This window comes from Jannaschia sp. W003 (genome assembly GCF_025144335.1).
GTDB lineage: Bacteria > Pseudomonadota > Alphaproteobacteria > Rhodobacterales > Rhodobacteraceae > Jannaschia.
Map to the genome: position 1 here is coordinate 47,468 of NZ_CP083539.1, position 23,276 is coordinate 70,743.

Genomic DNA, 23,276 nt, shown 5'->3' on the forward strand with positions numbered 1-23,276 from the left:
TCGCGCAAGATCGGTCTTGCGCACCCGAAAACGCCGCGCCAGTTTCCCGCGCATGCGAAGCAAGGCGATCCAGGACAGCATCAAGAACAATCCGGTGGCCATGGTCCTCTCGGACCCCGGCCTGCCGGACAACCCGCTGGTGTTCGTGAACGACGCGTTCGAGCGCTCCACGCTCTACAACCGCGACGCGGCCATCGGGCAGAACTGCCGCTTCCTGCAATGCGACGAGACCGACCCCGAGACCCGCCGCGTCCTGCGCGAGGCCATCGCGGAACGCCGCGAGGTGACGGTCGACATCCTCAACCAGAAGGCCGACGGCACGAAGTTCCTGAACCGCGTCGTGATCGCGCCCCTGCGCGACGAGGACGGCGAGGTCCACGCCTTCCTCGGCATCCAGAGCGAGATCCGCGGCGGGATCGACGACCAGGACAGCTCGATCGGCACCCAGAGCCTGCAGATGCTGCGCGAGCTGCAGCACCGGGTGAAGAACCATCTCTCGATGGTGGTCAGCCTGATCCGCATGCAGTCCAAGAGCGACGTGACCCGCGAGAGCTTCGAGGCCCTCAGCCACCGGGTCCAGAGCCTCGCCCTGCTCTACGAGGAGCTCTCGCCCGCCGGCATCGTCGGCCGCGACAGCGACACCCTGCCCGCGGGCGCCTACCTCAGCCGCGTCGCCAACACGATCGCCGCCCTGGACGGGCGCGCCGCGATCCGCGTCAACGTCTCCTGCGACGAGGTGGAGCTTCCCGTCGAGGTCGGTGCGCGCCTCGGCCTGATCCTGACCGAGCTCATCACCAACGCCCTGGAACACGCCTTCGCGGGCCGCGCCGAGGGCGTGATCCACGTGCGCTTCACCCGCCAGACCCGTGGCAAGCTGCGCCTGACCGTCGAGGACGACGGCGTCGGCATGCCCGAAGGCTCGCAGTGGCCCAAGGGCTCGCCGTCGGTCGAGGCGCAGCGCCGCCGCGCCGAGGCGCAGGACGCCGCCGGCGAGACCCTCGACACCCGCTCCGAGGGCCACCACTCGGGGCTGGGCGGCAGCATCGTCGCCGCCATGATCGGCAACCTCGCGGGCGACCTCACCGTGTCCTCCTCGGAGCACGGCACCGTGGTCCACCTCGACTTCGCCGAGGCGGTCTAGGCCCTACCGCTCCGGCATCCCCATCGCCGCCCGCTCCTCGGGGGTCTTCAGCGTGAAGTCCCGGCCCAGCCAAGCGTCGGCGGCGGGGGTCAGCAGGAACGCGATCGCCCGCGCCGGCCACTCGGGGCCGATGTGCGCTTCCCAGTCCAGCTCGCTCACCGGGTTCAGCCCCGAGCGCTTGATGCTCCGCTGCATCTCCGTCGCCACCGTGCCCGGCGACATGCCCAGCGAGCGGATGCCCCGGTCCCCGTACTCGACCTGCGCCGCCTCGGTCAGCCGCAGCACGCCCGCCTTCGAGGCGCAGTAGTGCGACCACCCCTCCAGCGCCCGGTGCGCCGCGCCCGACGAGACGTTGACGATCGTGCCGCCCCCCTGCTCCAGCATCACCGGCAGCGCGTGGCGCAGCCCGAGGAACACGCCCTTGAGGTTCACGTCGATCACCTTCGCCCAAGCGGCGGGGTCGATCTCCGCTAGCCGCCCGATCGGCTCGATCAGGCCCGCGTTGTTGACCAGCGCGTCGAGCCGCCCGTGGGTCTCCACCGCATGGCGCACGGCCGCCTCGACCGACGCGCCGTCCGCCACGTCGCAGGCCACCGCCGAGGCCGTCCCCCCCGCCGCCGCGATCTCGCTCGCGATGCGTTCGATATCCCGCTCCGACCGCGCCGCCAGCACCACCGCCGCGCCGCAGGCCGCCAAGTGCCGCGCCGCAGCCTCCCCGATCCCCCGGCTCGCACCGGTGACGAGGGCGACGGTTCCCGAGAGGTCGGGCGCGTGGGGGTTGGTCATGGCGAGGCTCCTTTTCGGCGCACCCTCGCGGGGGTCGGCCCCATCCGCAAGAGGGGCGGCCCGGAAGCCCCCCGCATCACACGCCCCGGACCTGATCCGGGGCCTCGGCTCACCACTCTTGCTTCCCTCCGGAGTGGCAGCACCAACCCCAACCAGAGGCCCCGGGTCGAGCCCGGGGCGCGTGGCGCGCCTCCCTACCCGTCCCCCATCGCGATCAGCGAGGCATTCCCCCCCGCCGCCGTCGTGTCCGTCGACACCACCCGCTCCTCCACGAACCGTGTCAGGTACAGCGGCCCGCCCGCCTTCGGCCCGGTCCCAGAGCGCCCCCGCCCCCCGAACGGCTGGCTCCCCACGATCGCCCCGATCTGGTTGCGGTTCACGTAGACGTTGCCCGCCCCCACCCGCGCGCAGACGTCCCGGATGCGCGTGTCGATGCGGCTATGCAGCCCGAAGGTCAGCCCGTAGCCCGTGGCGTCGATCTCCTCCAGCACCGCCCCCAGCCGCTCGGGCCGGAACCGCTTGACGTGCAGGACGGGCCCGAAAACCTCCTGTTCGAGCCGTTCCCCCTCGTCCAGCTCCACGATGACGGGCCCCATGAACCGCCCCTCGGGCGCCTCGGCGCGGAAGCGCACGCGCCGCCCCGCGACGTACTCCTCCAGCCGCGCCAGCGCCGCGTCGTCGATGATCGGCCCGACGTCCGTCGCCGGGTCCATCCCGTCGCCCACGTGCAAGGTCGCCGCCGCGCCCTCGATCATCGCCACGATCCGGTCCGCCACGTCCTCCTGCACGTAGAGGATGCGGCAGGCCGAGCATCGCTGCCCCGCCGAGCGGAAGGCGCTCATCACCACCGCGTCCGCCACCTGCTCCGGCAGCGCGGTCGCATCCGCGATCATCGCGTTCACGCCGCCCGTCTCGGCGATCAGCGGCACGATCGGCCCGTCCTTGCCCGCCAGCGTCCGGTTGATCCGCCGCGCCGTGGGGTCGGACCCGGTGAAGGCCACGCCCGCCACGAGGGGATGCTCGACCAGCGCCTGCCCCAGCTCGGCCACGCCCGGCGCGAACACGCAGATATCCTCGGGCACCCCCGCCTCATGCAGCAGGGCCACGGCGAGCTTCCCGATGGCCGGCGTCTGCGGCGCGGGCTTGGCCACCACCGCGTTGCCCGCCGCCAAGGCCGCCGCGACCTGCCCGAGGAAGATGGCGAGCGGGAAGTTCCACGGCGCGACGGCCAGCCAGACCCCCCTGCCCCGCACCGCGTAGACGTTCTCCTCGCCCGCGGGGCCCGGCAGCGGGTGGACCCGGAACAGCCGCTCGGCCTCGTCCGCGTAGTAGCGCAGGAAGTCGACCGCCTCGCGCACCTCGGCCACGCCATCGTCGATCGTCTTGCCCGCCTCGCGGGCCAGCACTGCCATGAGATGCGCCCGCCGCGCCTCCAGGAGGTCGGCCGCCCGTCGCAGCGCCCCCGCCCGCTCCACCACGGGCCGGTCGCGCCACGCCGCGAACGCCGCCTGCGCCCGGCGCATCGCCCGGTCCACGTCGCCCGGGGCCATCTCGGCCACCGCCTCGGGCGCCGGGGCCTTGCGCATCGCCGCCACCAGCTTCGCCAGCGCCTTGCGGTCCCCGAACGTCATTCCCACCGAGTTCTTCCGGGGCGCGAAGATCGCGGAGGGCAGCGGGATCTTCCCGTGCCGCACCGCGTCCCCGAGCTGCGTGGCGGGGCGCTCCAGCAGCTCCGCGATCGGCACCTTGCGGTCCCCCACCTTCGCCACGAACGACGAGTTCGCCCCGTTCTCCAGAAGCCGCCGCACGAGGTAGGCCAGCAGGTCCCGGTGCCCGCCCACGGGCGCGTAGACCCGGCAGGCCACGCCCTCGGAGCGCACCGCCTCGTAGAGCGCCTCGCCCATGCCGTGCAGGCGCTGGAACTCGAAGCCCGCGCGGTCCCCGGAGGCGTCCGCCATCTCCAGCACCGCCGCGACCGTCAGCGCGTTGTGGGTGGCGATCTGCGGGAACAGCACGTCGCGCCGCTCCAGCATCCGCCGCGCGCAGGCGAGGAAGCTGACGTCCGTGGCAGGCTTGCGGGTGAAGACCGGGAAGTCCCCCTGCCCCTCCATCTGCGCGTGCTTGACCTCGGCGTCCCAGTAGGCGCCCTTCACCAACCGCACCATCATCCGCGCGCCGTGGGCCTCCGCCAGGTCCGCGACCCAGTCGATGACGGGGAGCGCGCGCTTGGCGTAGGCCTGCACGGCCAGCCCGAAGCCGTCCCAGTCACGCAAGGAATCGTCCTCGAACACGGCGGCGACGACGTCGAGCGACAACTCCAGCCGCTCCTGCTCCTCGGCGTCCACGGTGAAGTTGAGGTCATACGAGCGCGCCGCCTGCGCCAATTCCAGCACCACGGGCACCAGCTCCCGCAGGACGTTCTCGCGGTTGCGCGCCTCGTAGCGGGGGTGGAGCGCCGACAGCTTCACCGAGATGCCCGGCCGCTGCGGCAGCGGCTTGTTGCCCGCCGCGCGCCCGATGGCGGTGATCGCGTCGGCGTAGGACTTCGCATAGCGCCGCGCGTCGTCCCACGTCCGCGCGCCCTCGCCCAGCATGTCGTAGGAATGCCGGTCGCCCTTGTCCTCGGCCCCCTTGGCCCGCTTCAGAGCCGCCTCGATGGTCTCCCCCAAGACGAACTGATGCCCGAGGAAGCGCATCGCCTGCCGCACGCCCGTGCGCACCGCGGGCGCGCCGATCCGCTTCGTGGTCTGCGCGAGGATGCCGTGGGGCGACTCGCCGGGCCGCACGATGCGCGTCGACAGCCCCAGCCCCCAGGTGGCCGCCGACACGAACCACGTCTCCGAGGGCGCCATGTGCGACCAGTCGCCCGCCCCGATCTTGTCCTCGATCAGCGCGTCCTGCGTCTCGGCGTCCGGCACCCGCAGCAGCGCCTCGGCCATGACCATCAGCGCCAGCCCCTCCTTGGTGCTGAGGCCGTAGTCGCGCAGGAAGTCCTCCAGCCCGCCCAGCTTGCCCGCGTGTTTGCGGATGGCGAGCACCAGCGCGCGGGCGCGCGCATCGACGCGAGCCTCCGCCTCGGCATCGAGGGTGGCGCGCGCGACCAGCTTCGGGACCACGGTCTCGTCGGCGGGGGCGTAGGGGGCGGCGAAGGCTTGCATGGGCGTGTCTCCTCGGGCGCCAGTGTGCTCCGCATCCCGCCTGCGCGAACAGTCGCAACGTGCTTGCGATCTGCCCGATCTTTCGCACAACCTGCGCGCACCGATCCAGCGGATTGCCCGGCCATGCCCGACGACCTCGACCGCCAGCTCCTCGCGCTCCTGCGCCGCGACGCCCGCGCGCCCGTGGCCAAGCTCGCCGCCATCGTCGGGCGCACGCGCGGCACGGTTCAGGCGCGTATCGACCGGATGCAGGAGGCGGGCGCGATCCAGGGCTTCACCCTGCGCGAGGGCCCCGGCGAGGGCGTCCGCGCCGTGATGCTCGTCGAGGTCGCCGGCATCCCCGCCCCCCGCCTCGTGAATTCCTTACGCGCGATCCCCGAGATCCACGCGCTCCATACGACCAACGGCAAGTACGACTTCGTGGCCGAGATCCGCGCGGCGACCCTGCCGGCGTTCGACGCGGTGCTGCGGGCGGTGCAGGCGGTACCGGGGGTCGTGTCCACGCAGTCGAACCTCCTGCTCAACACGCTATAGCCCCGCGCGCCCCGCCCCGGCCCTGAGCCGGGACCTCTGCTCGCCACGGGCGCTTAGCTCCGCCACGACAGCGCCGTCGGCGGCCGGAGACCTCGGATCAAGTCCGGGGCGTGTCCCGCGGGGGGTCCACTCGCAACCCATTGCCCCATCACGGAAAACCCAGAATTTGCCGACTGGCAAAACCCCCGCCCCGCCCCCGTTCACCGGTGTCGAAAACCGACCACCCCGCGCCGCAACCGGAAGCGACCCGCCCGCGAATCGCCGCGACCCTCCCCGGAGGGAGAGGGAAGCCATGAACACACATTACCGCGTCGTCGTCGTCGGAGGGGGCGTCGTCGGCGCCTCCGTGCTCTACCACCTGGCGAAGCTCGGCTGGACCGACTGCGCGCTGGTGGAGCGCGACGTGCTCACCGCCGGCTCCTCGTGGCACGCGGCGGGCGGCATCCACGCCCTGAACGCCGACCCCAACATCGCCAAGCTCCAGAGCTACACCATCGACCTCCTCGGCGAGATCGGCGCCGAGTCCGGCCAGGACGTCGGCCTCCACATGACCGGCGGCATCACCCTCGCCGCCACGCCCGACCGCTGGGAATGGCTCCAATCGGCCTACCGCACCTTCCAGAGCATCGGCATCGACGACGTGCGCCTGATGAGTCCCGCCGAATGCGCCGCCGCCTCCCCCGTCCTCAACGTCGACGGCATCCTCGGCGGCATGTGGTCGGACCGCGAGGGCTACGTCGACACCACCGGCACCGTCCACGCCTACGCCCGCGCCGCGAAGAACCGGGGCGCGACGGTCATCGAGCACAACCGCGTGCTGGAGCTGCACCAGACCCCCGAGGGCTGGCGCGTCGTGACCGAGCGGGGCGACATCATGTGCGAGCACGTGGTGAACGCCGCCGGCCTCTGGGCCAAGCAGATGGGCCGCATGGTGGGGCTGGAGCTGCCCGTGGCCCCCCTGTCGCACCACTACCTGCTGACCGAGACCATCCCCGAGATCGCCGCCTGGGACGGCGAGGTGCCGATGATCGTGGACCTCGAGGGTTTCACCTACACGCGGCAGGACCAGAAGGGCATGCTGGTCGGCGTCTACGAGCTGAACCCGCGGCACTGGATGATGGACGGCGCGCCCTGGAGCTACGGCATCGAGCTGCTGCAGGAGGACCCCGACCGCATCGAGGCGGAGCTGGCCCACGCCTTCCACCGCTACCCGGTGCTGGAGCGGGTCGGCATCCGCAACTGGGTCCATGGCGCCTTCACCTTCTCGCCCGACGGGAACCCCCTCGTCGGCCCCGTGCGCGGCCTGCCCGGCTACTGGTGCGCCTGCGCGGTGATGGCGGGGTTCCTGCAAGGGGGCGGCGTGGGCAAGAGCCTCGCCGAGTGGATCGTGGAGGGCGAGCCCGAGGCGGACGTGTTCGGCATGGACGTCGCCCGCTACGGGGACTTCGCGGCGAACCGCGAGTACATCCGCCAGACCACGGGCCAGTTCTACGCCCGCCGCTTCGTGATGACCTACCCCAACGAGCAGCTTCCGGCGGGACGGCCCCTGAAGATGGCGCCTGCCCACGACGCCATGACGGCCGCGGGCGCCCGCTGGGGCGCGAGCTTCGGGCTGGAGGTGCCGCGCTACTTCGCCCCGGATGGCTTCGAGGAGACGCCGAGCCTCCACCGCCCCGACGCGACCCCGTTCGTGACCGAGGAATGCGCGGCGGTGCGCGAGGCCTGTGGCCTGCTCGACATCACCGGCTTCTCGCGCTTCGAGGTCTCGGGCGACGGCGCCGAAGCGTGGCTCGACGGGCTGCTGGCCTGCCGCCTGCCCAATGCGGGCCGCGCGCGCCTCGCCCCGATGCTGGCCGAGGACGGACGGCTCAAGGGCGACCTGACGGTGTTCCGCTGGGACGAAGGCACCTGGTGGATTATGGGGTCCTACTACCTGCGCGAGTGGCACATGCGCTGGTTCGACGCCCACGGCGGGCGCGGGCTGGTGCGCGACATCTCCGACGACGTGGTGGGCTTCTCGCTGAACGGCCCCGCCTCGCGGGCCATCCTGCAGGAGGCCACCGAGGGCGACGTCACCGCCCTGCCCTTCATGGGCTGCGGCACGCTCGACGTCGGGCTGGTCCGCGCCAAGGTGGGCCGCCTCTCGGTCACCGGCGAGCTCGGCTACGAGATCCACTGCCGCGCCTCGGAGCACGTGGCCCTGCGCCGCACGCTCCTGCGCGCCGGCGCCGCGCACGGCATCCGCGAGATCGGCTACGAGGCGCTCAACTCACTCCGGTTGGAGAAGTCGTTCGGCATTTGGAGCCGCGAGTTCACGCAAGGCTATACCGCCGCCGAGACCGGCCTGGACCGCTTCGTCGACTGGTCCAAGGACTTCCGCGGCAAGGCCGCGGCCGAGGGCGAGAACCCGGCGCGCCGCGTGGTGACGCTGGCGGTCGACTCCCCGGATGCGGACGCGGCGGGCTACGAGCCGGTCTGGCGGGACGGGCGCATGGTGGGCTTCGTGACCTCGGGCGGCTTCGGGCACACGGTCCGGCGCAGCCTCGCCATGGCGATGGTCGAGGCGGACGCCGCCACCCCGGGCACCGCGCTCTCGGTGCACGTGGTGGGCCGCGAGTGCCCCGCCGAGGTGATCCCGTCCAGCCCGCACGATCCCGCGGGCGCGAGGATGCGCGCGTGAGGCGCGGACGCGGCGCCAAGGCGGACGTCGTCCGGGAGGTGAACTACCGCCGGCTCCGCAACCCGTTCCCGCCCATGTCCGTCGTCTCCGACGACCGGTTGGAGGCGATCCACGAGGCGGCGCTGACGGTGCTCGAGGACCTCGGGCTCCGCGTGCTGCTGCCCGAGGCGCGCGCGCTGTTCGCGAAGGCCGGCGCGCGGGTCGAGGAGGACATGGTCTGGATCGGGCGCGACATCGTGGCGGCGGCGCTGGCCTCGGCGCCGAAGGCGATCCGTCTGCACGGGGGGACACCGGCGCGCGACGTGGACTGGTCGCCGGGCGCGCTGACCTTCATGCCCGCGTCGGGCACGCCCCACGCCACCGACCGCGAGCGGGGGCGGCGCCCCGGCACCGCGCGCGACTACCGCGAGCTGATCCGGCTGGTGCACCACTTCGACGTGCTGCACCTCCACGCGCCGATCGTGGAGCCGCAGGACGTGCCGGTCCACCTCCGACATTACTTCGCGATGGACGCGCAGATGCGCCTCTCGGACAAGGTGCCCAACGTCTACGCGCGGGGGCGCCCGCAGGTGGAGGACAGCTTCGAGATGGTGGCGCTGGCCCGGGGCCTGTCGGACGAGGCGTTCCATGGCGGCGTGCATTGCTGGGGGGTCATCAACTCGAACTCGCCGCGCACGCTGGACATACCCATGGCGCAGGGGCTGATCGACTTCGCGCGGCACAAGCAGGTGACGGTGATGACGCCGTTCACGCTGATGGGGGCGATGGCGCCGATCACCGTGGCGGGAGCCATGACCCTCAGCCACGCCGAGGCGCTGGCGGGGATCGCGCTGACGCAATGTGCGCGGGCAGGGGCGCCGGTGATGTACGGGACGTTCACGTCGAACGTGGACATGAAGTCCGGCGCGCCGGCCTTCGGGACGCCGGAGCATGTGAAGGCCTCGCTGCTGGCGGGCCAGCTCGCCCGGCGCACGGGGCTGCCGTGGCGCTGCGCGGCCGGATCGGCATCCAATCTCGCGGACGCGCAGGGGGCGAACGAGAACCAGATGGGGCTGTGGGGCTGCCTGCTCGCGGGGGCGACCACGACGCTGCATTCGACAGGTTGGCTCGAAGGCGGGCTGACGGTGGGCTACGAGAAGCTCGTGGTGGACGTCGAGGTGCTGCAGATGGTGGCCGAGCTCTGCGCGCCGGTCGATGCTTCCGACGAGGCGATCGGGCTGGACGCGCTGGCCGAGGTCGCGCCGCAGGGGCACTTCTTCGCCGCCGGGCAGACGATGCGGCGGTATGCCACCGAGTTCTACGCACCGATCCTCCACGACTTCTCGAACTTCGGGACGTGGACCGAGCGCGGCGGGCGCGACGCCGAGGCGCGGGCGACCGACGTGTGGAAGGCGGTGCTCGCCGAGCCGGAGGCGGCGATGCTGGGCGACCGGCAGGGTGCGCTGGACGATTTCGTGGCCCGGCGGACGGAGGAGGGGGGCGCTCCGCCGGAGAGCTGAAGTTTTGCCAGTCGGCAAATTCGACGATTTCCTAAGTAGGGCAGGGGGTTGCCAACGGACCCCCCTCATCTTGCCATAAGTACCTCGGGGGAGGCGCGTAGCGCCGGGGGCAGAGCCCCTTCGTCGCGCGACGTCACGAAACCCCGGATCGGGTCGGGGGTGACCCTTCGTGTCAGATCGGGTGCCGTTCCGCGAACGTGCGGAAGAACGCGAGGAACGCGCGGTCCGGGTCGACGGTCTCGCCCTTGCCTTCGGACCACGCGCGCCATTCCGATTCGACGTGGTAGATGTCGTAGCCCGGGTGGCGCATGCGGGCGGTCTCGTAGGTCTCGGAGCGGAGCGGAGCGCCCTTGGAGTCGAGCCAGGCGGGGCGGGGGCGGAGCGGCGCGTCGCCGGGCGCGGGCGGCGGCGGGGCAGGTGGCTCTTGGGTGCGCTCCTTGCGGCCGACCTTGGAGAAGGCCAGCTCGCGCGAGGCGGCGGCATGGCCCTCGCCGTCCTTCTTCCACCAGCGCAGCTCCACGTGCGTGACGCGGCGGCCGGACTTGATGGGGGCGATCTCGACCACGTAGTCCGACAGGGCGTTCACCTCGGCCACGGCGGGGTCGATGGCGCGGAGCTTGAGGTTGGACCAGGAGGCCAGCTTGCCCTTGGGCACGCCGAGGATGCCGCGCAGCTCATCGAGGGTGAACCGCTCCGAGGAGCGCCAGCGCAGGTTGCCGCGCTTCTGCACCATCTCGTAGAGCGTGAGCGCGTACTTCGAGGTCAGCGCGAACATAACCTCGCGCTGGAGCCGCGCGAACACGGTGGAGTTGGCGATGATGCGGCGCAGGCGCGCGGGGATCTCGTATTCCAGCATGCCATCGGAGCGGTGGGTCTCAACGTTGCCCCCGAGGAGCTGCACGCGCTCCACCGCCGGCTCGCCGTCCCAGACGACCTCGACGCGCACAATCGCGGACATGAGCCGCTCCAGAGAGGGGCCGATGCGGTCGTTGGAGTTGTGCGAGCCGCGCAGGAGCGACTTGGCGATCACGTGGGTGACGGGGCGGTCGATGCTGTCCCAGGCGTTCTCGAGCAGGAGGTTGTAGATGCGCCGGTCGGCGAGGGTGAGGGGCGTGACCTCGACCACGTCCACCAGCTCGCCGGGCTTCACCAAGGTGTCCGCCGAGGGGCGGGCGTCGAGGGTGCGGTAGGGCTTCAGGTCGGCCATGGGATACGCGCGTCCCTTACATGCGTAAGCGTTGCGCGTAACGTATCGGGCGGGAGGCGGTCCGTCCAGCGGGTCCGGGGAACCCTGAACGTAAGCTTACAAATCGGGTGGGTGCGCGCGGTGGAGGGGCGCAAAGTGAAACGTCTTGACTCCGGAACGCTCCCGATTCGTGCCCATACAGGGGTTTTCCACAGGCCCCGAGTCGGTTGGCGCCCGAAACGTAAGCCCTCGCACCCGAGGCGTAGCGCCAGCGCACCCCGGACGTAGGCCATCGCACCCGAGGCGTAAGGAATGGGGCGATTTGCCTAAACGGGGCAGGGGGTTGGGGCCCGAGAACAGGGAATCCCAGAACACTGAACCGCGGGGGTTCGCTTCGCTGGGGATTCGGGGCAGGGTGCCCGTGGCCCCGGCCCGGCCCACGGCGACGTTCGCACCTGTGGCCTCCGTGCGTCGGCTTCCGGTTTTCCGGCCCCCTCACGCCCATGTTCGCACTTGCCGCCGGCGCCACCGCCCCGCATCCTGTGGAAAAAATACGGGCGGAGCAGGACATGGACACGGTGGGGCTCGAGGAGCTGGACCGCATCGCGCGGCGTGCGGAGGTGGTGATCGACCGCCTGCGCGAGCGGCTCTATGCGCCGGGCACGGCGAAGCGGCTGGACCTCAGCTTCAACGTGCGCACGGCCGCGGAGATGGCGGGGCGCACCGAGAAGGCGATCCGCGACGCGGAAGGGGACGGGCGCCTGCCCGAGCCCGAGAAGAACCCCGAGACGGGACGGCGGCTCGGCTACTCCCTCGCGGACGTGAACCGGATGCGCGACGTGTTCGGCACCCGCCCCTGGCGCGCCGAGGGCGACCCGCCCTGCGTTCTGGCGGTCCAGAACTTCAAGGGCGGCGTGGCCAAGTCCACGCTGGTGACGCACCTCGCCCAGTACCTCGCCCTGCGCGGCTACCGAGTCTGCGTGATCGACTGCGACAGCCAGGCCAGCTCCACGGCGATGTTCGGGCTGAACCCCGACGTGGACGTCGACGAGACCGAGGACACGCTCTACCCGTTCTTCCGCCACGGGGGGCCGCGCGACCTGCGCTACGCGCTGCGGGCGACATACTGGCCGGGCATCGCGCTGATCCCCGCGAACCTCGGGCTCTACGATGCCGAGTACGAGTTCGCGGCCCGAATGGCGCGCGAGCAGACGCTGGTGCTGGACCGCCTGCGCGAGGGGGTCGACAGCATCGCGGGCGGCTTCGACGTGATCCTGCTCGATCCGCCGCCCGCGCTCGGGATGATCTCGCTGTCGGTCCTGCGCGCGGCGACCGCGCTGCTCGTCCCTGCGCCGCCCAACAACATCGACTTCGCCTCGACGGCGCACTTCCTGAAGATGATGGGGGCGACCTTGGGCGAGATCGCCCGCCACGGGGGGCAGCGCGACTACAGCTTCGTGAAGATCCTCGCCACCAAGATGAACGACGGCAAGTCCGCCCACGTGGCCATCAAGCGGATGATGGACGCGGTCTTCCCCCAGGACATGCTCACGAGCATCCTCAAGGACTCGGCGGAGATCGACAACGCCACCGCGAACCTCGGGACGGTCTACGAGATGACGGGGCCGGGCACGCGCACCGAGACCCACAAGCGGTGCCGCGTCTATCTCGACGCGGTGGGGCGCGAGGTGGAGACGCTGATCCGCAAGACCTGGCCCAGCCACCACGGGCCGCTGCGCAAGGAGGGCGTGCTGTGAGCAAGAGGCACGATGCGGTGTTCGACGACGTGCTGTCGGGGCTGGGGGACTCGCCCGCCAAGGAGGGCCGGGGGGGCGCCCGCTTCCTCGCGCGCTCCACGCGGGTGGGCGAGCGGCTGTCGGGCGAGATCGAGGAGAAGACGCTGCGCTGGGTGGACCCGGCCCAGTGCCGCATGTGGGCGCGCCACAACCGGGCCTACGAGCTCCTGACGGAGGACAACTGCCGCGACCTGATCGACGGCATCAAGAGCCAGGGCCGGCAGGAGTTTCCCGCCGTGGTGCGGGCGACCGGGGACGACGCGGTGCCGTACGAGGTCGTGTGCGGGGCGCGGCGGCACTTCGCGGTGTCGTGGCTGCGGGCGCACAACTTCCCGCAGATGCGGTACCTCGTGGAGGTGCGCGACCTCACGGACGAGGAGGCGTTCCGCCTCGCCGACATCGAGAACCGCGACCGCGAGGATATCTCGGACTACGAGCGCGCGCGCGACTACGCCGAGGCGCTGCGGCTCTACTACGGCGGCCGCCAGCGCGACATGGCGCAGCGGCTGGAGGTCTCGGACGCCTGGCTGTCGCGCTACCTGCAGCTCGCCAAGCTGCCCGACGAGATCGTGGCCGCGTTCGGGTCGATCCGCGACGTGCGGGAGGCCCATGCGCGCAGCTTGAAGCCTCACCTCGGGCGCGGGCCGGAGCGCGAGGCGATCCTCGCGGAGGCGCGCGCGATCGCCGCCGAGGGCAAGGGGCTGGACCCCGCCGCCGTGCTGCGGCGCCTGCGCGCGGTGGTGGCCAAGCCCACGGACCGGCGGGGCAAGGAGACGGTGTTCAAGGGGCCGCGCCACCAGCGGGGGATGAAGATGCGGCGCATGAACCGGACGATCCAACTAGAGTTCCTCGATACCGCGGGGCGGGCCGACCTGGAGGCGGCGTTCGAGATGTTCCTTGAGGCGCAGTTCGGGCGGAAGGCGTAGCCTTCCGGCCGCCCCGGACTCGATCCGGGGCCCCGATGGGCTGTGCGACGTTGCTGCGGGGGGAGGGGGCTCTGCCCCCGCCGCCTTCGGCGCCTCCCCCGAGGTATTTTCGGAACGAAGACGGGGGCCGCAGTTCGCGGAGTGGGCCGGCTTGACCGGGTAATGCAGACGCATTACCTGTTGCACGTTGCAACAGACCCGTTCGCCGGAGGCTCCCCGTGATCGCGCAGGACATCTCGAAGCTTACCGACCGGTACCAGACGACCGTGCCCGCCGGAGTGCGCCGGCAGCTGAAGCTCGGCAAGGGCGACCGCATCCGCTACCGCACCGCGGAGGACGGACGGGTCTACATCGAGCCCGTCCGGGCAGGGGAGGACGATCCCGCGCTTGCGCCGTTCCTCGACCTGGTCGAGGCCGATATCCGGGCCCGTCCCGATCGGCTCCGGGCCTTCGACGGAGCGCTGCGCGACCGGCTCGAGGCGCTGGTGGGGGATGTGGACGTGGACCTCGACGCGCCGCTGTCGCCAGACGACGAATGACCGACGCGCCGCCGCTGGTGGTCGGTGGGTGGTCGATCTACGCGCATCCCCTGTTCCTCGACCAGCTCGAGGCGCTGATCGAGGAGGTGGAGGCCCGGCGGGCGCGCGATCCGGAGGGGTGGCGCCGCCGGAACTGCGCGAAGCGGCTGGCGGCGATCCTGAAGTTGGCGACCGTCGCGATCCCGGCCGATCCGGGCGCCGCGGCGTTCCGGCAGGGCGGGACGCTCGGGGACGGGCGCCGCCACTGGTTCCGGGCCAAGTTCTTCCAGCAGTACCGCCTGTTCTTCCGCTTCGACAGCGGCGCGCGGATCATCGTGCTGGCGTGGGTGAACGACGAGGCGACGAAGCGCGCCTACGGCAGCCGGACCGACGCCTACGCGACGTTCCGGGGGATGCTGGAGAACGGCCGGCCGCCCGACGACTTCGACGCGCTGATGCGCGAGGCCGGGGCGGCGTCGGAGCGGTTCAGCGCGGGACTGGGCCGCGCGCCCGGCCCGTAGGCTACTTCTCCGCCACGCTCGTCATGTCGGCCTTGGTGCGCTCCTCGGCCGGCATCTCGCCGGTCACGAGGTAGATGATCTGCTCGGCAATGCCGGTGACCAGGTCGCCCATGCGCTCGATGTTCTTGGCCATGAAGTGCATGTGCATGCAGGCCGTGATCGAGCGGGGGTCCTCCATCATGTAGGTGAGGTACTCGCGGAAGAGGCCGTTGTAGAGCTGGTCGACCTCCTCGTCGCGGGCGCGCACCTGCGCCGCGAGGTCGGCGTCGCGGCGGTCGTAGGCGTCGAGCACGTCGCGCAGCATCGCCTCGACCTCGCGGGCCATGCGGCGCAGCGCGGGGGCGTTCTCGGCCGGGGGCATGCCGATCAGGATCTCGGTGCGCTTGGCCATGTTCTTGGCGTAGTCGCCGATGCGCTCTAGGGCCGAGGAGATGCGGAACACCGCGAGCACGGTGCGCAGGTCGGTGGCGATGGGCTGGCGCAGGGCGATCAGCTTGGCGGCCTCCTCGTTGATCGCCTCCTCCATGGCGTCGATGCGCTTGTCGCCGGCGCGGGTGCGCGCGGCCAGCTCGGCGTCCATGGTGGCGTAGGCGGTGGCCGCGTCCCCGATGGCGGCGGCGACGGCCTCGCCCATGGCGGCGACCTGTCCCTTGATGGCCTTCAGGTCGCGGTCGAAGGCGCTGGCGATGTGGCGGGGTTGGGTCATCCGATCCTCCCGGAGATGTAGCTTTCGGTGCGCGGGTCCGAGGGCGCCGTGAACATCGCGCCGGTCTCGCCGAACTCCACCAGGTCGCCCAGGTGGAAGAACGCGGTCTTCTGGCTGACGCGCGCGGCCTGCTGCATGGAGTGGGTCACGATCACCACCGAGAAGCGCTCGCGCAGCTCGTCGATCAGCTCCTCGACCTGCGCGGTGGCGATGGGGTCGAGCGCGGAGCAGGGCTCGTCCATGAGCAGCACCTCGGGCGAGGTGGCCACGGCGCGGGCGATGCACAGGCGCTGCTGCTGGCCGCCCGAGAGGCCGGTGCCGGGGGCGTCGAGGCGGTCCTTGACCTCGTTCCAGAGGGCCGCGCGGCGCAGGGACTTCTCGACGATGGCGTCGAGCTCGGCCTTGCCGTGGGCCAGGCCGTGGATGCGGGGGCCGTAGGCGACGTTGTCGTAGATCGACTTCGGGAAGGGGTTGGGCTTCTGGAACACCATGCCGACGCGGGCGCGCAGCTGCACCGGGTCGATGTCGCGGGCGTAGATGTCCTCGCCGTCGAGGCGGATGTCGCCCTCGACGCGGGCGATGTCGATGGTGTCGTTCATGCGGTTCAGGCAGCGCAGGAACGTGGACTTGCCGCAGCCCGAGGGGCCGATGAAGGCGGTGACGGTCTTGTCCTCGATCTCGACGGAGACGTCCTTGATGGCGTGGGTCGCGCCGTAGAAGACGTCGACGCCGCGGGCGCTGATCTTGATGTCCGGGGTCGCGGTGTCGGGCACGGGGGCGGTCTCCTGAAGGGTCACCAGCGGCGCTCGAACTTGGAGCGCAGGAAGATGGCGACGGCGTTCATCGCCACGAGGAAGCCCAGGAGCACGAGGATCGCCGCCGAGGTGCGGCTGACGAAGCCGCGCTCGGGGCTGTCGGCCCAGATGAAGATCTGAGTGGGCAGGGCGGTGGAGGGATCGAACGGCGTGGCGGGCGCCGAGGTGATGAAGGCGTTCATGCCGATGAGCAGCAGCGGCGCGGTCTCGCCTAGGGCCTGCGCCAGGCCGATGATGGTGCCGGTGAGGATGCCGGGCATGGCGAGGGGCAGCACGTGGTGGAACACGACCTGATGGCGCGAGGCGCCGATGCCGAGGGCGGCCTCGCGGATCGAGGGGGGCACGGCCTTGAGGGCGGCGCGGGTGGCGATGATGATGGTGGGCATGGTCATCAGCGCCAGCGTCAGGCCCCCCACGAAGGGGGCGGAGCGGGGCAGGCCGAACCAGCCGATGAAGACGGCGAGGGCCAGCAGGCCGAACACCACCGAGGGCACGGCGGCGAGGTTGTTGATGTTGACCTCGATGAAGTCCGAGACGCGGTTCCGGGGCGCGAACTCCTCCAAGTAGATCGCGGCGCCGATGCCGAGCGGGAAGGAGATCAGGAAGCAGACCAGCAGCGCCCAAGCGCTGCCCACGATGGCGCCGCGCAGGCCCGCCAGCTCGGGGAAGCGCGAGTCGGCGTTGGTGAAGAGGCCCCAGGCGAAGCCGCGCTCGACGGCGCCGGCCGCCTCCAGCGTGTCGAACCAGGCGATGCCGCGGTCGTCGACGCGGCGGTTCCGCTCGGGGGTGTCGCGGTCGATGGCGCCCTTGGCGAACTGGTCGAAGGGGTCCGAGACGGGGACCGACACGCGCACCGTCTGGCCGATCAGCGAGGGGTCGGCGACCACCATGTCGCGGATCTGGAACTGGGCGCCGTCGGAGAGGATCTCGGCCACGGCGCGCTTCGTGGCGCGGTCGGTGCCGTCCTCGCCGAGGAGGGCGGCGAGGGAGACCTCGGCCACGTCGTCGAAGCCACCGCGGGGCAGGCGCGCGGGGTCGATCTCCTCGGGGTCGAGGAAGACCTCGTAGGTGAGGCGCGTCTCCACGAAGGCGGTCCAGCCCGAGAGGACCAGCGAGCCGACGAGCAGGGCCAGCATCAGGAAGGCAAAGGCGATGGCGGCGATGCCGAAGCCCTTGAGAGTGCGTTGCCGGCGGTGGCGGCGCCCGAGCGAGGCGCGCACGGCGTCGGTGGTGGTGCGGGCGGGGGCGGACTCGGCGGCGTCGGTCATGTCAGTCGTAGGCCTCGCGGTAGCGGCGCACGATGCGCAGGGCGAGCACGTTGATCGCTAGGGTCACGATGAAGAGCATGAGCCCGAGCGCGAAGGCGGCCAGGGTCTTGGGGTTGTCGAACGAGGTGTCGCCGATCAGCAGGGTCACGATCTGGACGGTGACGGTGGTGACGGATTCCAGCGGGTTCACAGTCATGCGGGCCATGAGGCCGGCGGCCATGACCACGATCATGGTCTCGCCGATGGCGCGGCTGACGGCGAGGAGCACGCCGCCGACGATGCCGGGGATGGCGGCCGGGAACAGCACCTGCGTCATCGTCTCGGCCCGCGTGGCGCCGAGAGCGAGGGCGCCGTCGCGCAAGGCGCGGGGGACGGCCGAGAGGGCGTCGTCGGCGAACGACGAGATGAAGGGGATCAGCATGATGCCCATGACGCCGCCGGCGGCCAGCGCGGTGTTGGGGGCGACGTCGATGCCCAAGGCCTGCCCCGAGGAGCGCAGGGCGGGGGCCACCACGAGGATCGCGAAGAAGCCGTAGACGACGGTGGGCACGCCGGCGAGGATCTCGAGCACGGGCTTGGCGACCTGCCGCACGGCGCGGGGCGCGAACTCGTTGAGGTAGATGGCCGACATCAGGCCCACGGGGACCGCCACCACGAGGGCCACCACGGTGATCACGAGGGTGCCCAGGATCACGGGCAGCCAGCCGAAGGCGCCCTCGGCGGCGATCTGGTCGGCGCGCAGCGGGATCTGCGGCTCCCAGTTGGTGCCGAACAGGAACTCGGTGACGGGCACCATCGAGAAGAAGCGGATGCTCTCGAAGAGGAGCGCGGCGACGATGCCCACGGTGGTGAAGATCGCCACCACGGAGCAGAAGATCATCAGCCCCGAGACGATGCGCTCCACGCCGTGGCGGGCGCGGAAGGCGGGGGCGACGGTGCGCCGGAAGCGCCACAGGAGCACGGCCGCGAGCGCGGCGGTGGCGGCGAGCAGGAGCCAGCCGGACAGGGCGTGGAGCGACTGGAGCCGTTCGGCGGCGGCGAGCTTCCACGGCTCGGGCGTGCCGAAGACCTGGCCCGCGGCGATGCTCTGGATCTCGGCAAGGACGAGCGCGCGCTCGCCGTCCCCGAGGCCGTCGAGGGTGCCGTCGGGCAGGCCGCCGAGGGTGGCCCACTGGATCGCGGCGCCCTCCAGCCCGAGCCAGACGAGGATCAGGACCAGGAGGGGGACGAGGGTGCCGAGCGCCGCATAGAGGCCGTGGGAGCCGGGAAGGGAGTGCAGCGCGGCGCCGCGTCCGCGGATCGCGGCGGCGGCGCGGCGGTTCATCGCGTAGCCCGCGAGGGCGGCGAGGAAGAGCACGAGAAAGGCCAGGCCGGTCATGGGGCCTCCTGGACGGGGTTCCGCCGCCCCCATGCGGGAGCGGCGGAGGGGGCGTCAAGGCCGTGTGCCCATTTCGCGGGCACGGCGGCGCGGCCGGGTCACTGGCCCGGGGTCACTGGGCCGGGGCCTCCATGGGCTCGGCGTCGAGCACCGCGTCCTGCAGCGCCGCCAGCGCGTCGTCGTCGAGCGGCACCAGCCCGCGCTCCGAGAGGTATCCGCCCTCGGCCACGGCGTCGTCGTCCATGTACTCCTCCAGGAACTCGTCGAGCCCCGGGATCACGCCGCGGTGGGCGTTCTTGACGTAGAAGTAGAGGGGCCGCGAGATCGGGTAGCTCTTGTCGGCGATGGTCTCGGGCGAGGGCTCCGTGCCGCCGATGGTGACGCCCTGCAGGGTGTCGAGGTTCTCGAAGAGGAACGAGTAGCCGAAGATGCCCAGGGCGTCGGGGTCGGCGTTCAGGCGCTGGACGATCAGGTTGTCGTTCTCGCCGGCCTCCACGAAGGGCCCGTCGGTGCGCATGCGCGAGCAGTTCTCGACCACCCACTCGTGGTCGAAGCCGTTCTCCTCGACGTAAGGCAGCATCTCGCAGCCGGCGTGCATGGCCAGCTCCACGAAGGCGTCGCGGGTGCCCGAGGTGGGCGGCGGGCCGTAGACCAGGATCTCGGCGTCGGGCAGCGCGGGGTCGATCTCGGACCAGCGCCGGTACGGGTTGTCGACCCACTCGCCCTCCACGGGCACCTGGGCGCCGAGGGCGAGGTAGATGTCGTCCAGCCCGAGGTCGTAGGCGTTGGTGCTGGCCTGGGCCTGGGCGATCGAGAGGCCGTCGAAGCCGATCAGCGCCTCGGTGATGTCGGTGACGCCGCCCGCCTGGCACAGCTCGTATTCGGAGGCCTTCATGGCGCGGCTCGCGCCGGTGATGTCGGGGGTGTTGGCGCCGACCCCCTCGCAGAAGATCTTCATGCCGCCACCGGTGCCGGTGGACTCCACGATGGGCGAGGCGAAGCCCGAGACGTTGCTGAACTGCTCGGCGACGGCCTGGGTGTAGGGGAACACCGTCGAGGAACCGACGATGCGGATGGCGTCTCGGCCCTGGGCCCCGGCTGCGCCGGCGAGGGCGAGCGTGGTGGCGAGGGGCAGGGCGGCGAGGCGTAGGAGGGTCATGGATCGCTCCGTGGCTTATCCTTGGGTCGGACCGGCGGGGAACCCCGGCGGTCGCGCGGAGGAATGCACGGCGGGACCGCGTTGTGAACCCCCTTTCGCCGCAGTGCAGCGAGAACGCGGGTCAGCCCACCAGGAGGTGCGCGCGCTCCAGCGCCGCCGTCGCCGCGCCGAGAGCGCGGGCCGGGGCGCCGAGGGTGCCCGGCTCGATCACGGGGCGCAGGAGGCCGCGGGCGTCCAGCCCCGGCATCTCGGAGCGCACCCGGTCCACAAGGCGGTCGCGCAGGGCGGGCTCGAAGGCGCCGTCGATCACCACCGCCTCGAAGTCGATCACCGCGCAGACGTCGAGCGCGGCCTGAGCCAGCGCGGGGCCGGCGCGGTCGAGCCAGCGGTCCTCGGCGTCGCGGGCCGGGTCGGCGTGGAGGCGGAACAGCGAGGCACGGTCGATCAGCACGCCGCCGCCCGAGGACAGCGAGCCGAAGGCGCCGGCGTTGCCCTGCCGCCCGTCACGCACGCGCCCGTCGAGCACCACGCCGCCGCCCACGAAGGTGCCGACGTGGACGTGGAACCAGTCGCGCTGGGGGCGGGGCGGCCCCCAGGCCAGCTCGGCGCGGGCGGCCGAGGTGGCGTCGTTGCACAGCATCGCGGGGGCACCCGCGAGCGCGCGCAGGCGGGCGGCGAGGTCGTACCCGGCCCAGAGCGCCTGGGGGTCGGCGCCGGCGGGCCAGGCGCCCGCGGCGCGACCGTCGCGCCAGGCCCAGACCTGCCAGGGCATCGCCACGCCCGAGCCGCACAGGCGCCCGGGCTCCAGCCCGGACCGTTCGGCTTCAGCCTGCAGCTCGGGCACGGCGCGGCGGAGGAAGGCGTCGAGCGGGCCGGGCAGGGGGGCCTCCCACGCGGCCTCGCGGCGGGCGTGGACGCGGCCCGCAAGGTCCATCGCCAGCGCCTCGACGCCGGCGCGCCCGACGCGCACGCCGATCGCCCAGGCGCCCGCGCCGCGCACGGCCACCGGGACGCGGGGCTTGCCGACCTGCCCGCGCAGGGGCTCGCCCCGCTCCACCAGCCCGGCGTCCTCGAGGCGGCGAACGATGCCCGAGACCGCCTGCGCGGTCAGCCCCGTGCGCCGCGCCAGCTCGGCCGCCGGGGTGGGGCCGTGGCGGTGCAGCGACGAGAGCACGAGGCGCGCGTTGTGGTCCGCCGCCTGGCGCTGATTCGCGCCGGAGGGGCGGGGCGCGACGCGCTCGGGGAGGTTGACCTGATCCATGGACGCGTTATGCGCCCAAAGGCCATTTTAGGCAATCGCAGTGACATATCGTGGCGATCGGTCGCGCGATGGCGCCTTGATCCCGGGAGCGCGGGCGGCTTGGGTGCGGGCGGGAGGGGCGAGCATGATCCACGGGCACGAGGACGCGATGACCCCCGGGGCGCTGGCGGCGCGCCTGCGCGCGCTGCCCGGGCGGCGCGTGGTGGCCGCGGTGGTGGGGCCGCCCGCCTCGGGCAAGTCCACGCTGGCGGAGGCGGCCGTGGCGCTGCTCGGGAACGAGGGCGCGCTGGTGGCGCAGGACGGGTTCCACCTGGACGACGCGGTGCTGGGGCCGCGGGGCCTGCTGCCCCGCAAGGGTGCGCCCGAGACGTTCGACGTGGGCGGCCTGCGCCGCGTGCTGGCGGCGGTGCGGGCGGGCGAGGAGGTGTTCGTGCCGGTGTTCGACCGCGCCCGCGAGGCGAGCGACGCCGCCGCCCGCGTGGTGCCCGCCGAGGCGCGCATCGTGGTGGTGGAGGGCAACTGGCTGCTGCTGGACGCGCCCGGCTGGCGCGACCTCGGGCCGTGGGACCTCGCGGTGATGCTGCGGGTGCCCGAGGCGGAGCTGCGGCGGCGGCTGGAGCGGCGGTGGGCCGCGCTCCCGCCCGAAGCGCGGGCCGCCAAGATCGACGGCAACGACCTGCCGAACGCCCGGCTGGTGCGCGAGGGATCGCGGGCGGCGGACGTCGTGGTGGGCGGCTGATCGGCGCCCTTGGGTCCGCCGGCGATCCGCTCTAGGGGGCCGTCCATGGCTGCCGACCGACCGCTCCGCATCGCGCTGTTCCACGACGTGGACGGCTGGGCGCTGCACAACGTGGCGCGCAACGTGGCGCGGGTGGCGGACGAAGGCCACGTCGTCGCCTCGATCGCCCACGCGGAGTGGTTCGCCCGCCCGGGCCGGGCCGCCGGGATCGCCCGCGCCCACGACGTGCTGGTGTTCCTCTGGCGCTTCCACCTGCCGCACTTCCTCGATGCGCTGCGGCGGTCGGAGCGCGGGGTGATGGCGGGGCCGGACCGCCCGGCGGTGGCGACCGTGATCTACGACCACCTCTGGCACGAGCCCGCCGATCTCCTGCGCCATGGCGATCCCTTCGCCCCGAGCGACGCGGTGGCCGCGGCCTCGGGGACGCTGGAGCGGCTCTACGCGGCGGCGCCGCACCTGCCCGCGCCCGGGCACCGGCTGCCCGACGGCGTGGACCTCGCCGCCTTTCCGCCGGCGCCCCCCAATCCCGACGGACCCCTGCGGGTGGGCTGGGCCGGCAACAGCGCGTGGCACGCCGACCTGGGCGATCCCAAGGGCCTCCAATCGATCCTGCGCCCGGCCGTGGAGCGGCTGCGCGCCGAAGGCCGCGCGGTGGAGCTGATGCTCGCGGATGCGGCGACGGCGCCGCGAGCCCGCGCGGAGATGCCGGGCTTCTTCCGGGAGATCGACGTGCTCGTCTGCGCCTCGGCCATGGAGGGCACGCCCAACCCGGTGCTCGAGGCGATGGCCACGGGGCGGGCGGTGGTGTCCACGGACGTCGGCATCGTGCGCGACATGGCGGGGCCGCTGGGGCAGGCGATGATCGTGCCGCGGAGCGTCGAGGCGATGGCGGCGGCGCTGGGGCGGCTGGAGGCGGACCGCGGCCTGCTGCGCGCGATGGGAGCGGAGAACGCCGAGCGCCGCGACGGGCTGTCGTGGGAGAGCCGCTGGCCGCTCTGGCGACGCTTCCTCGCGGACGCGCGGGCCGGGCGCGACGGCGGCGAGCGGATCGCGGCGTTCCACGCCCGGCCCCGGCGGGCGGCGGAGCATCTGCGGCGGCTGGTGGCCGTGAACCCGGCGGCGGCGGCGCTGTTCCGGGGGGCGTCGGCGCGGCTGCCGGGGGCGCTGGACCGGGTGCGGCGGCTGACCGGGCGGGGGCGGTAGCC

General features: G+C 72.5%; 19 protein-coding genes. 10 read left to right on the forward strand and 9 right to left on the reverse strand.

Annotated elements, in window-relative coordinates:
• Positions 1 to 52: 52 nt before the first annotated feature.
• Positions 53 to 1,141: a PAS domain-containing protein gene (locus K3554_RS00230; RefSeq protein ID WP_259942183.1), complete on the forward strand. Its 1,089-nt coding sequence runs from the start codon at positions 53 to 55 to the stop codon at positions 1,139 to 1,141.
• Positions 1,142 to 1,144: 3 nt separating this feature from the next.
• Here the strand turns inward: K3554_RS00230 and K3554_RS00235 are convergent, their stop codons facing one another.
• A complete protein-coding gene (locus K3554_RS00235; RefSeq protein WP_259942185.1) occupies positions 1,145 to 1,927 on the reverse strand; it encodes an SDR family NAD(P)-dependent oxidoreductase in 783 nt (260 codons plus the stop codon).
• 194 nt (positions 1,928 to 2,121) lie between these two features.
• Positions 2,122 to 5,085: an L-glutamate gamma-semialdehyde dehydrogenase gene (locus tag K3554_RS00240; protein WP_259942186.1), complete on the reverse strand. Its 2,964-nt coding sequence runs from the start codon at positions 5,083 to 5,085 to the stop codon at positions 2,122 to 2,124.
• A gap of 123 nt (positions 5,086 to 5,208) precedes the next feature.
• Between K3554_RS00240 and K3554_RS00245 the strand changes: the two genes are divergently transcribed.
• The 3 genes from K3554_RS00245 to K3554_RS00255 all read left to right on the forward strand — a co-directional run bounded on the left by K3554_RS00245 (position 5,209) and on the right by K3554_RS00255 (position 9,798).
• Positions 5,209 to 5,619 (forward strand): Lrp/AsnC family transcriptional regulator, encoded by a 411-nt coding sequence (locus K3554_RS00245; RefSeq protein ID WP_259942187.1) that lies wholly within the window; start codon positions 5,209 to 5,211, stop codon positions 5,617 to 5,619.
• A 292-nt stretch (positions 5,620 to 5,911) separates the two neighbouring features.
• Positions 5,912 to 8,299, forward strand: coding sequence for an FAD-dependent oxidoreductase (locus K3554_RS00250; RefSeq protein WP_259942189.1), 2,388 nt, complete (start codon positions 5,912 to 5,914; stop codon positions 8,297 to 8,299).
• The gene (locus K3554_RS00255; RefSeq protein WP_259942191.1) at positions 8,296 to 9,798 is read left to right on the forward strand and encodes a trimethylamine methyltransferase family protein; all 1,503 of its coding nucleotides are present in this window, start codon (positions 8,296 to 8,298) and stop codon (positions 9,796 to 9,798) included. Before K3554_RS00250 ends, K3554_RS00255 begins: the two co-directional genes overlap by 4 nt.
• 172 nt (positions 9,799 to 9,970) lie before the next feature.
• On the opposite strand, the gene K3554_RS00260 is transcribed toward K3554_RS00255, so the two are convergent.
• Positions 9,971 to 11,005, reverse strand: a complete 1,035-nt coding sequence (locus tag K3554_RS00260) for a replication initiation protein (protein WP_259942192.1) — start codon at positions 11,003 to 11,005, stop codon at positions 9,971 to 9,973.
• Between the two features lie 482 nt (positions 11,006 to 11,487).
• On the opposite strand from K3554_RS00260, the gene K3554_RS00265 reads away from it, so the two are divergent.
• The 4 genes from K3554_RS00265 (at position 11,488) to K3554_RS00280 (ending at position 14,745) form a co-directional block, all read left to right on the forward strand.
• Positions 11,488 to 12,741 carry an AAA family ATPase gene (locus K3554_RS00265; RefSeq protein WP_259942193.1) on the forward strand — a complete coding sequence of 418 codons (1,254 nt, stop codon included), beginning with the start codon at positions 11,488 to 11,490 and terminating at the stop codon, positions 12,739 to 12,741.
• Positions 12,738 to 13,706: a ParB/RepB/Spo0J family partition protein gene (locus K3554_RS00270; protein ID WP_259942194.1), complete on the forward strand. Its 969-nt coding sequence runs from the start codon at positions 12,738 to 12,740 to the stop codon at positions 13,704 to 13,706. The genes K3554_RS00265 and K3554_RS00270 overlap by 4 nt, the downstream gene beginning before the upstream one ends.
• Before the next feature lie 218 nt (positions 13,707 to 13,924).
• Complete coding sequence (locus tag K3554_RS00275) at positions 13,925 to 14,245, forward strand: type II toxin-antitoxin system PrlF family antitoxin (protein WP_259942197.1); 321 nt, start codon at positions 13,925 to 13,927, stop codon at positions 14,243 to 14,245.
• Entirely contained in the window at positions 14,242 to 14,745 is a 504-nt protein-coding gene (locus K3554_RS00280; protein WP_259942199.1) for a type II toxin-antitoxin system YhaV family toxin, read from the forward strand. The genes K3554_RS00275 and K3554_RS00280 overlap by 4 nt, the downstream gene beginning before the upstream one ends.
• 1 nt (position 14,746) lies before the next feature.
• Here the strand turns inward: K3554_RS00280 and phoU are convergent, their stop codons facing one another.
• From phoU to K3554_RS00310, 6 genes are all read right to left on the reverse strand, one after another.
• Positions 14,747 to 15,451, reverse strand: coding sequence for a phosphate signaling complex protein PhoU (gene phoU, locus K3554_RS00285; RefSeq protein WP_259942201.1), 705 nt, complete (start codon positions 15,449 to 15,451; stop codon positions 14,747 to 14,749).
• Positions 15,448 to 16,224, reverse strand: coding sequence for a phosphate ABC transporter ATP-binding protein PstB (pstB, locus tag K3554_RS00290; RefSeq protein ID WP_259942202.1), 777 nt, complete (start codon positions 16,222 to 16,224; stop codon positions 15,448 to 15,450). Before pstB ends, phoU begins: the two co-directional genes overlap by 4 nt.
• A 20-nt stretch (positions 16,225 to 16,244) precedes the next feature.
• Entirely contained in the window at positions 16,245 to 17,534 is a 1,290-nt protein-coding gene (gene pstA, locus K3554_RS00295) for a phosphate ABC transporter permease PstA (protein WP_259942203.1), read from the reverse strand.
• Between the two features lies 1 nt (position 17,535).
• Entirely contained in the window at positions 17,536 to 18,912 is a 1,377-nt protein-coding gene (pstC, locus tag K3554_RS00300; protein WP_259942205.1) for a phosphate ABC transporter permease subunit PstC, read from the reverse strand.
• A gap of 112 nt (positions 18,913 to 19,024) precedes the next feature.
• Complete coding sequence (locus tag K3554_RS00305) at positions 19,025 to 20,071, reverse strand: substrate-binding domain-containing protein (protein WP_259942207.1); 1,047 nt, start codon at positions 20,069 to 20,071, stop codon at positions 19,025 to 19,027.
• A gap of 121 nt (positions 20,072 to 20,192) precedes the next feature.
• Entirely contained in the window at positions 20,193 to 21,332 is a 1,140-nt protein-coding gene (locus K3554_RS00310) for an ROK family protein (protein ID WP_259942209.1), read from the reverse strand.
• A 124-nt stretch (positions 21,333 to 21,456) separates the two neighbouring features.
• Here K3554_RS00310 and K3554_RS00315 point away from each other — a divergent pair, with 124 nt between their 5' ends.
• On the forward strand, positions 21,457 to 22,071 hold the full coding sequence (locus K3554_RS00315) for an AAA family ATPase (protein ID WP_311200343.1): 615 nt from the start codon (positions 21,457 to 21,459) through the stop codon (positions 22,069 to 22,071).
• A 45-nt stretch (positions 22,072 to 22,116) separates the two neighbouring features.
• Positions 22,117 to 23,274, forward strand: a complete 1,158-nt coding sequence (locus K3554_RS00320; RefSeq protein ID WP_259942211.1) for a glycosyltransferase — start codon at positions 22,117 to 22,119, stop codon at positions 23,272 to 23,274.
• Positions 23,275 to 23,276 lie beyond the last annotated feature (2 nt).

What these genes read in the sequence shown, in the direction of transcription:
- K3554_RS00230 (WP_259942183.1), top strand. Translation starts at nt 53, where the DNA reads ATGCGAAGCAAGGCGATCCAGGACAGCATCAAGAACAATCCGGTGGCC.
- K3554_RS00280 (WP_259942199.1), top strand. Translation starts at nt 14,242, where the DNA reads ATGACCGACGCGCCGCCGCTGGTGGTCGGTGGGTGGTCGATCTACGCG.
- K3554_RS00305 (WP_259942207.1), bottom strand. Translation starts at nt 20,071, where the DNA reads ATGACCCTCCTACGCCTCGCCGCCCTGCCCCTCGCCACCACGCTCGCC.
- pstC (WP_259942205.1), bottom strand. Translation starts at nt 18,912, where the DNA reads ATGACCGGCCTGGCCTTTCTCGTGCTCTTCCTCGCCGCCCTCGCGGGC.
- phoU (WP_259942201.1), bottom strand. Translation starts at nt 15,451, where the DNA reads ATGACCCAACCCCGCCACATCGCCAGCGCCTTCGACCGCGACCTGAAG.
- K3554_RS00240 (WP_259942186.1), bottom strand. Translation starts at nt 5,085, where the DNA reads ATGCAAGCCTTCGCCGCCCCCTACGCCCCCGCCGACGAGACCGTGGTC.
- K3554_RS00320 (WP_259942211.1), top strand. Translation starts at nt 22,117, where the DNA reads ATGGCTGCCGACCGACCGCTCCGCATCGCGCTGTTCCACGACGTGGAC.
- K3554_RS00250 (WP_259942189.1), top strand. Translation starts at nt 5,912, where the DNA reads ATGAACACACATTACCGCGTCGTCGTCGTCGGAGGGGGCGTCGTCGGC.
- K3554_RS00235 (WP_259942185.1), bottom strand. Translation starts at nt 1,927, where the DNA reads ATGACCAACCCCCACGCGCCCGACCTCTCGGGAACCGTCGCCCTCGTC.
- K3554_RS00245 (WP_259942187.1), top strand. Translation starts at nt 5,209, where the DNA reads ATGCCCGACGACCTCGACCGCCAGCTCCTCGCGCTCCTGCGCCGCGAC.
- K3554_RS00260 (WP_259942192.1), bottom strand. Translation starts at nt 11,005, where the DNA reads ATGGCCGACCTGAAGCCCTACCGCACCCTCGACGCCCGCCCCTCGGCG.
- K3554_RS00315 (WP_311200343.1), top strand. Translation starts at nt 21,457, where the DNA reads ATGATCCACGGGCACGAGGACGCGATGACCCCCGGGGCGCTGGCGGCG.
- K3554_RS00310 (WP_259942209.1), bottom strand. Translation starts at nt 21,332, where the DNA reads ATGGATCAGGTCAACCTCCCCGAGCGCGTCGCGCCCCGCCCCTCCGGC.
- K3554_RS00265 (WP_259942193.1), top strand. Translation starts at nt 11,488, where the DNA reads ATGTTCGCACTTGCCGCCGGCGCCACCGCCCCGCATCCTGTGGAAAAA.
- pstA (WP_259942203.1), bottom strand. Translation starts at nt 17,534, where the DNA reads ATGACCGACGCCGCCGAGTCCGCCCCCGCCCGCACCACCACCGACGCC.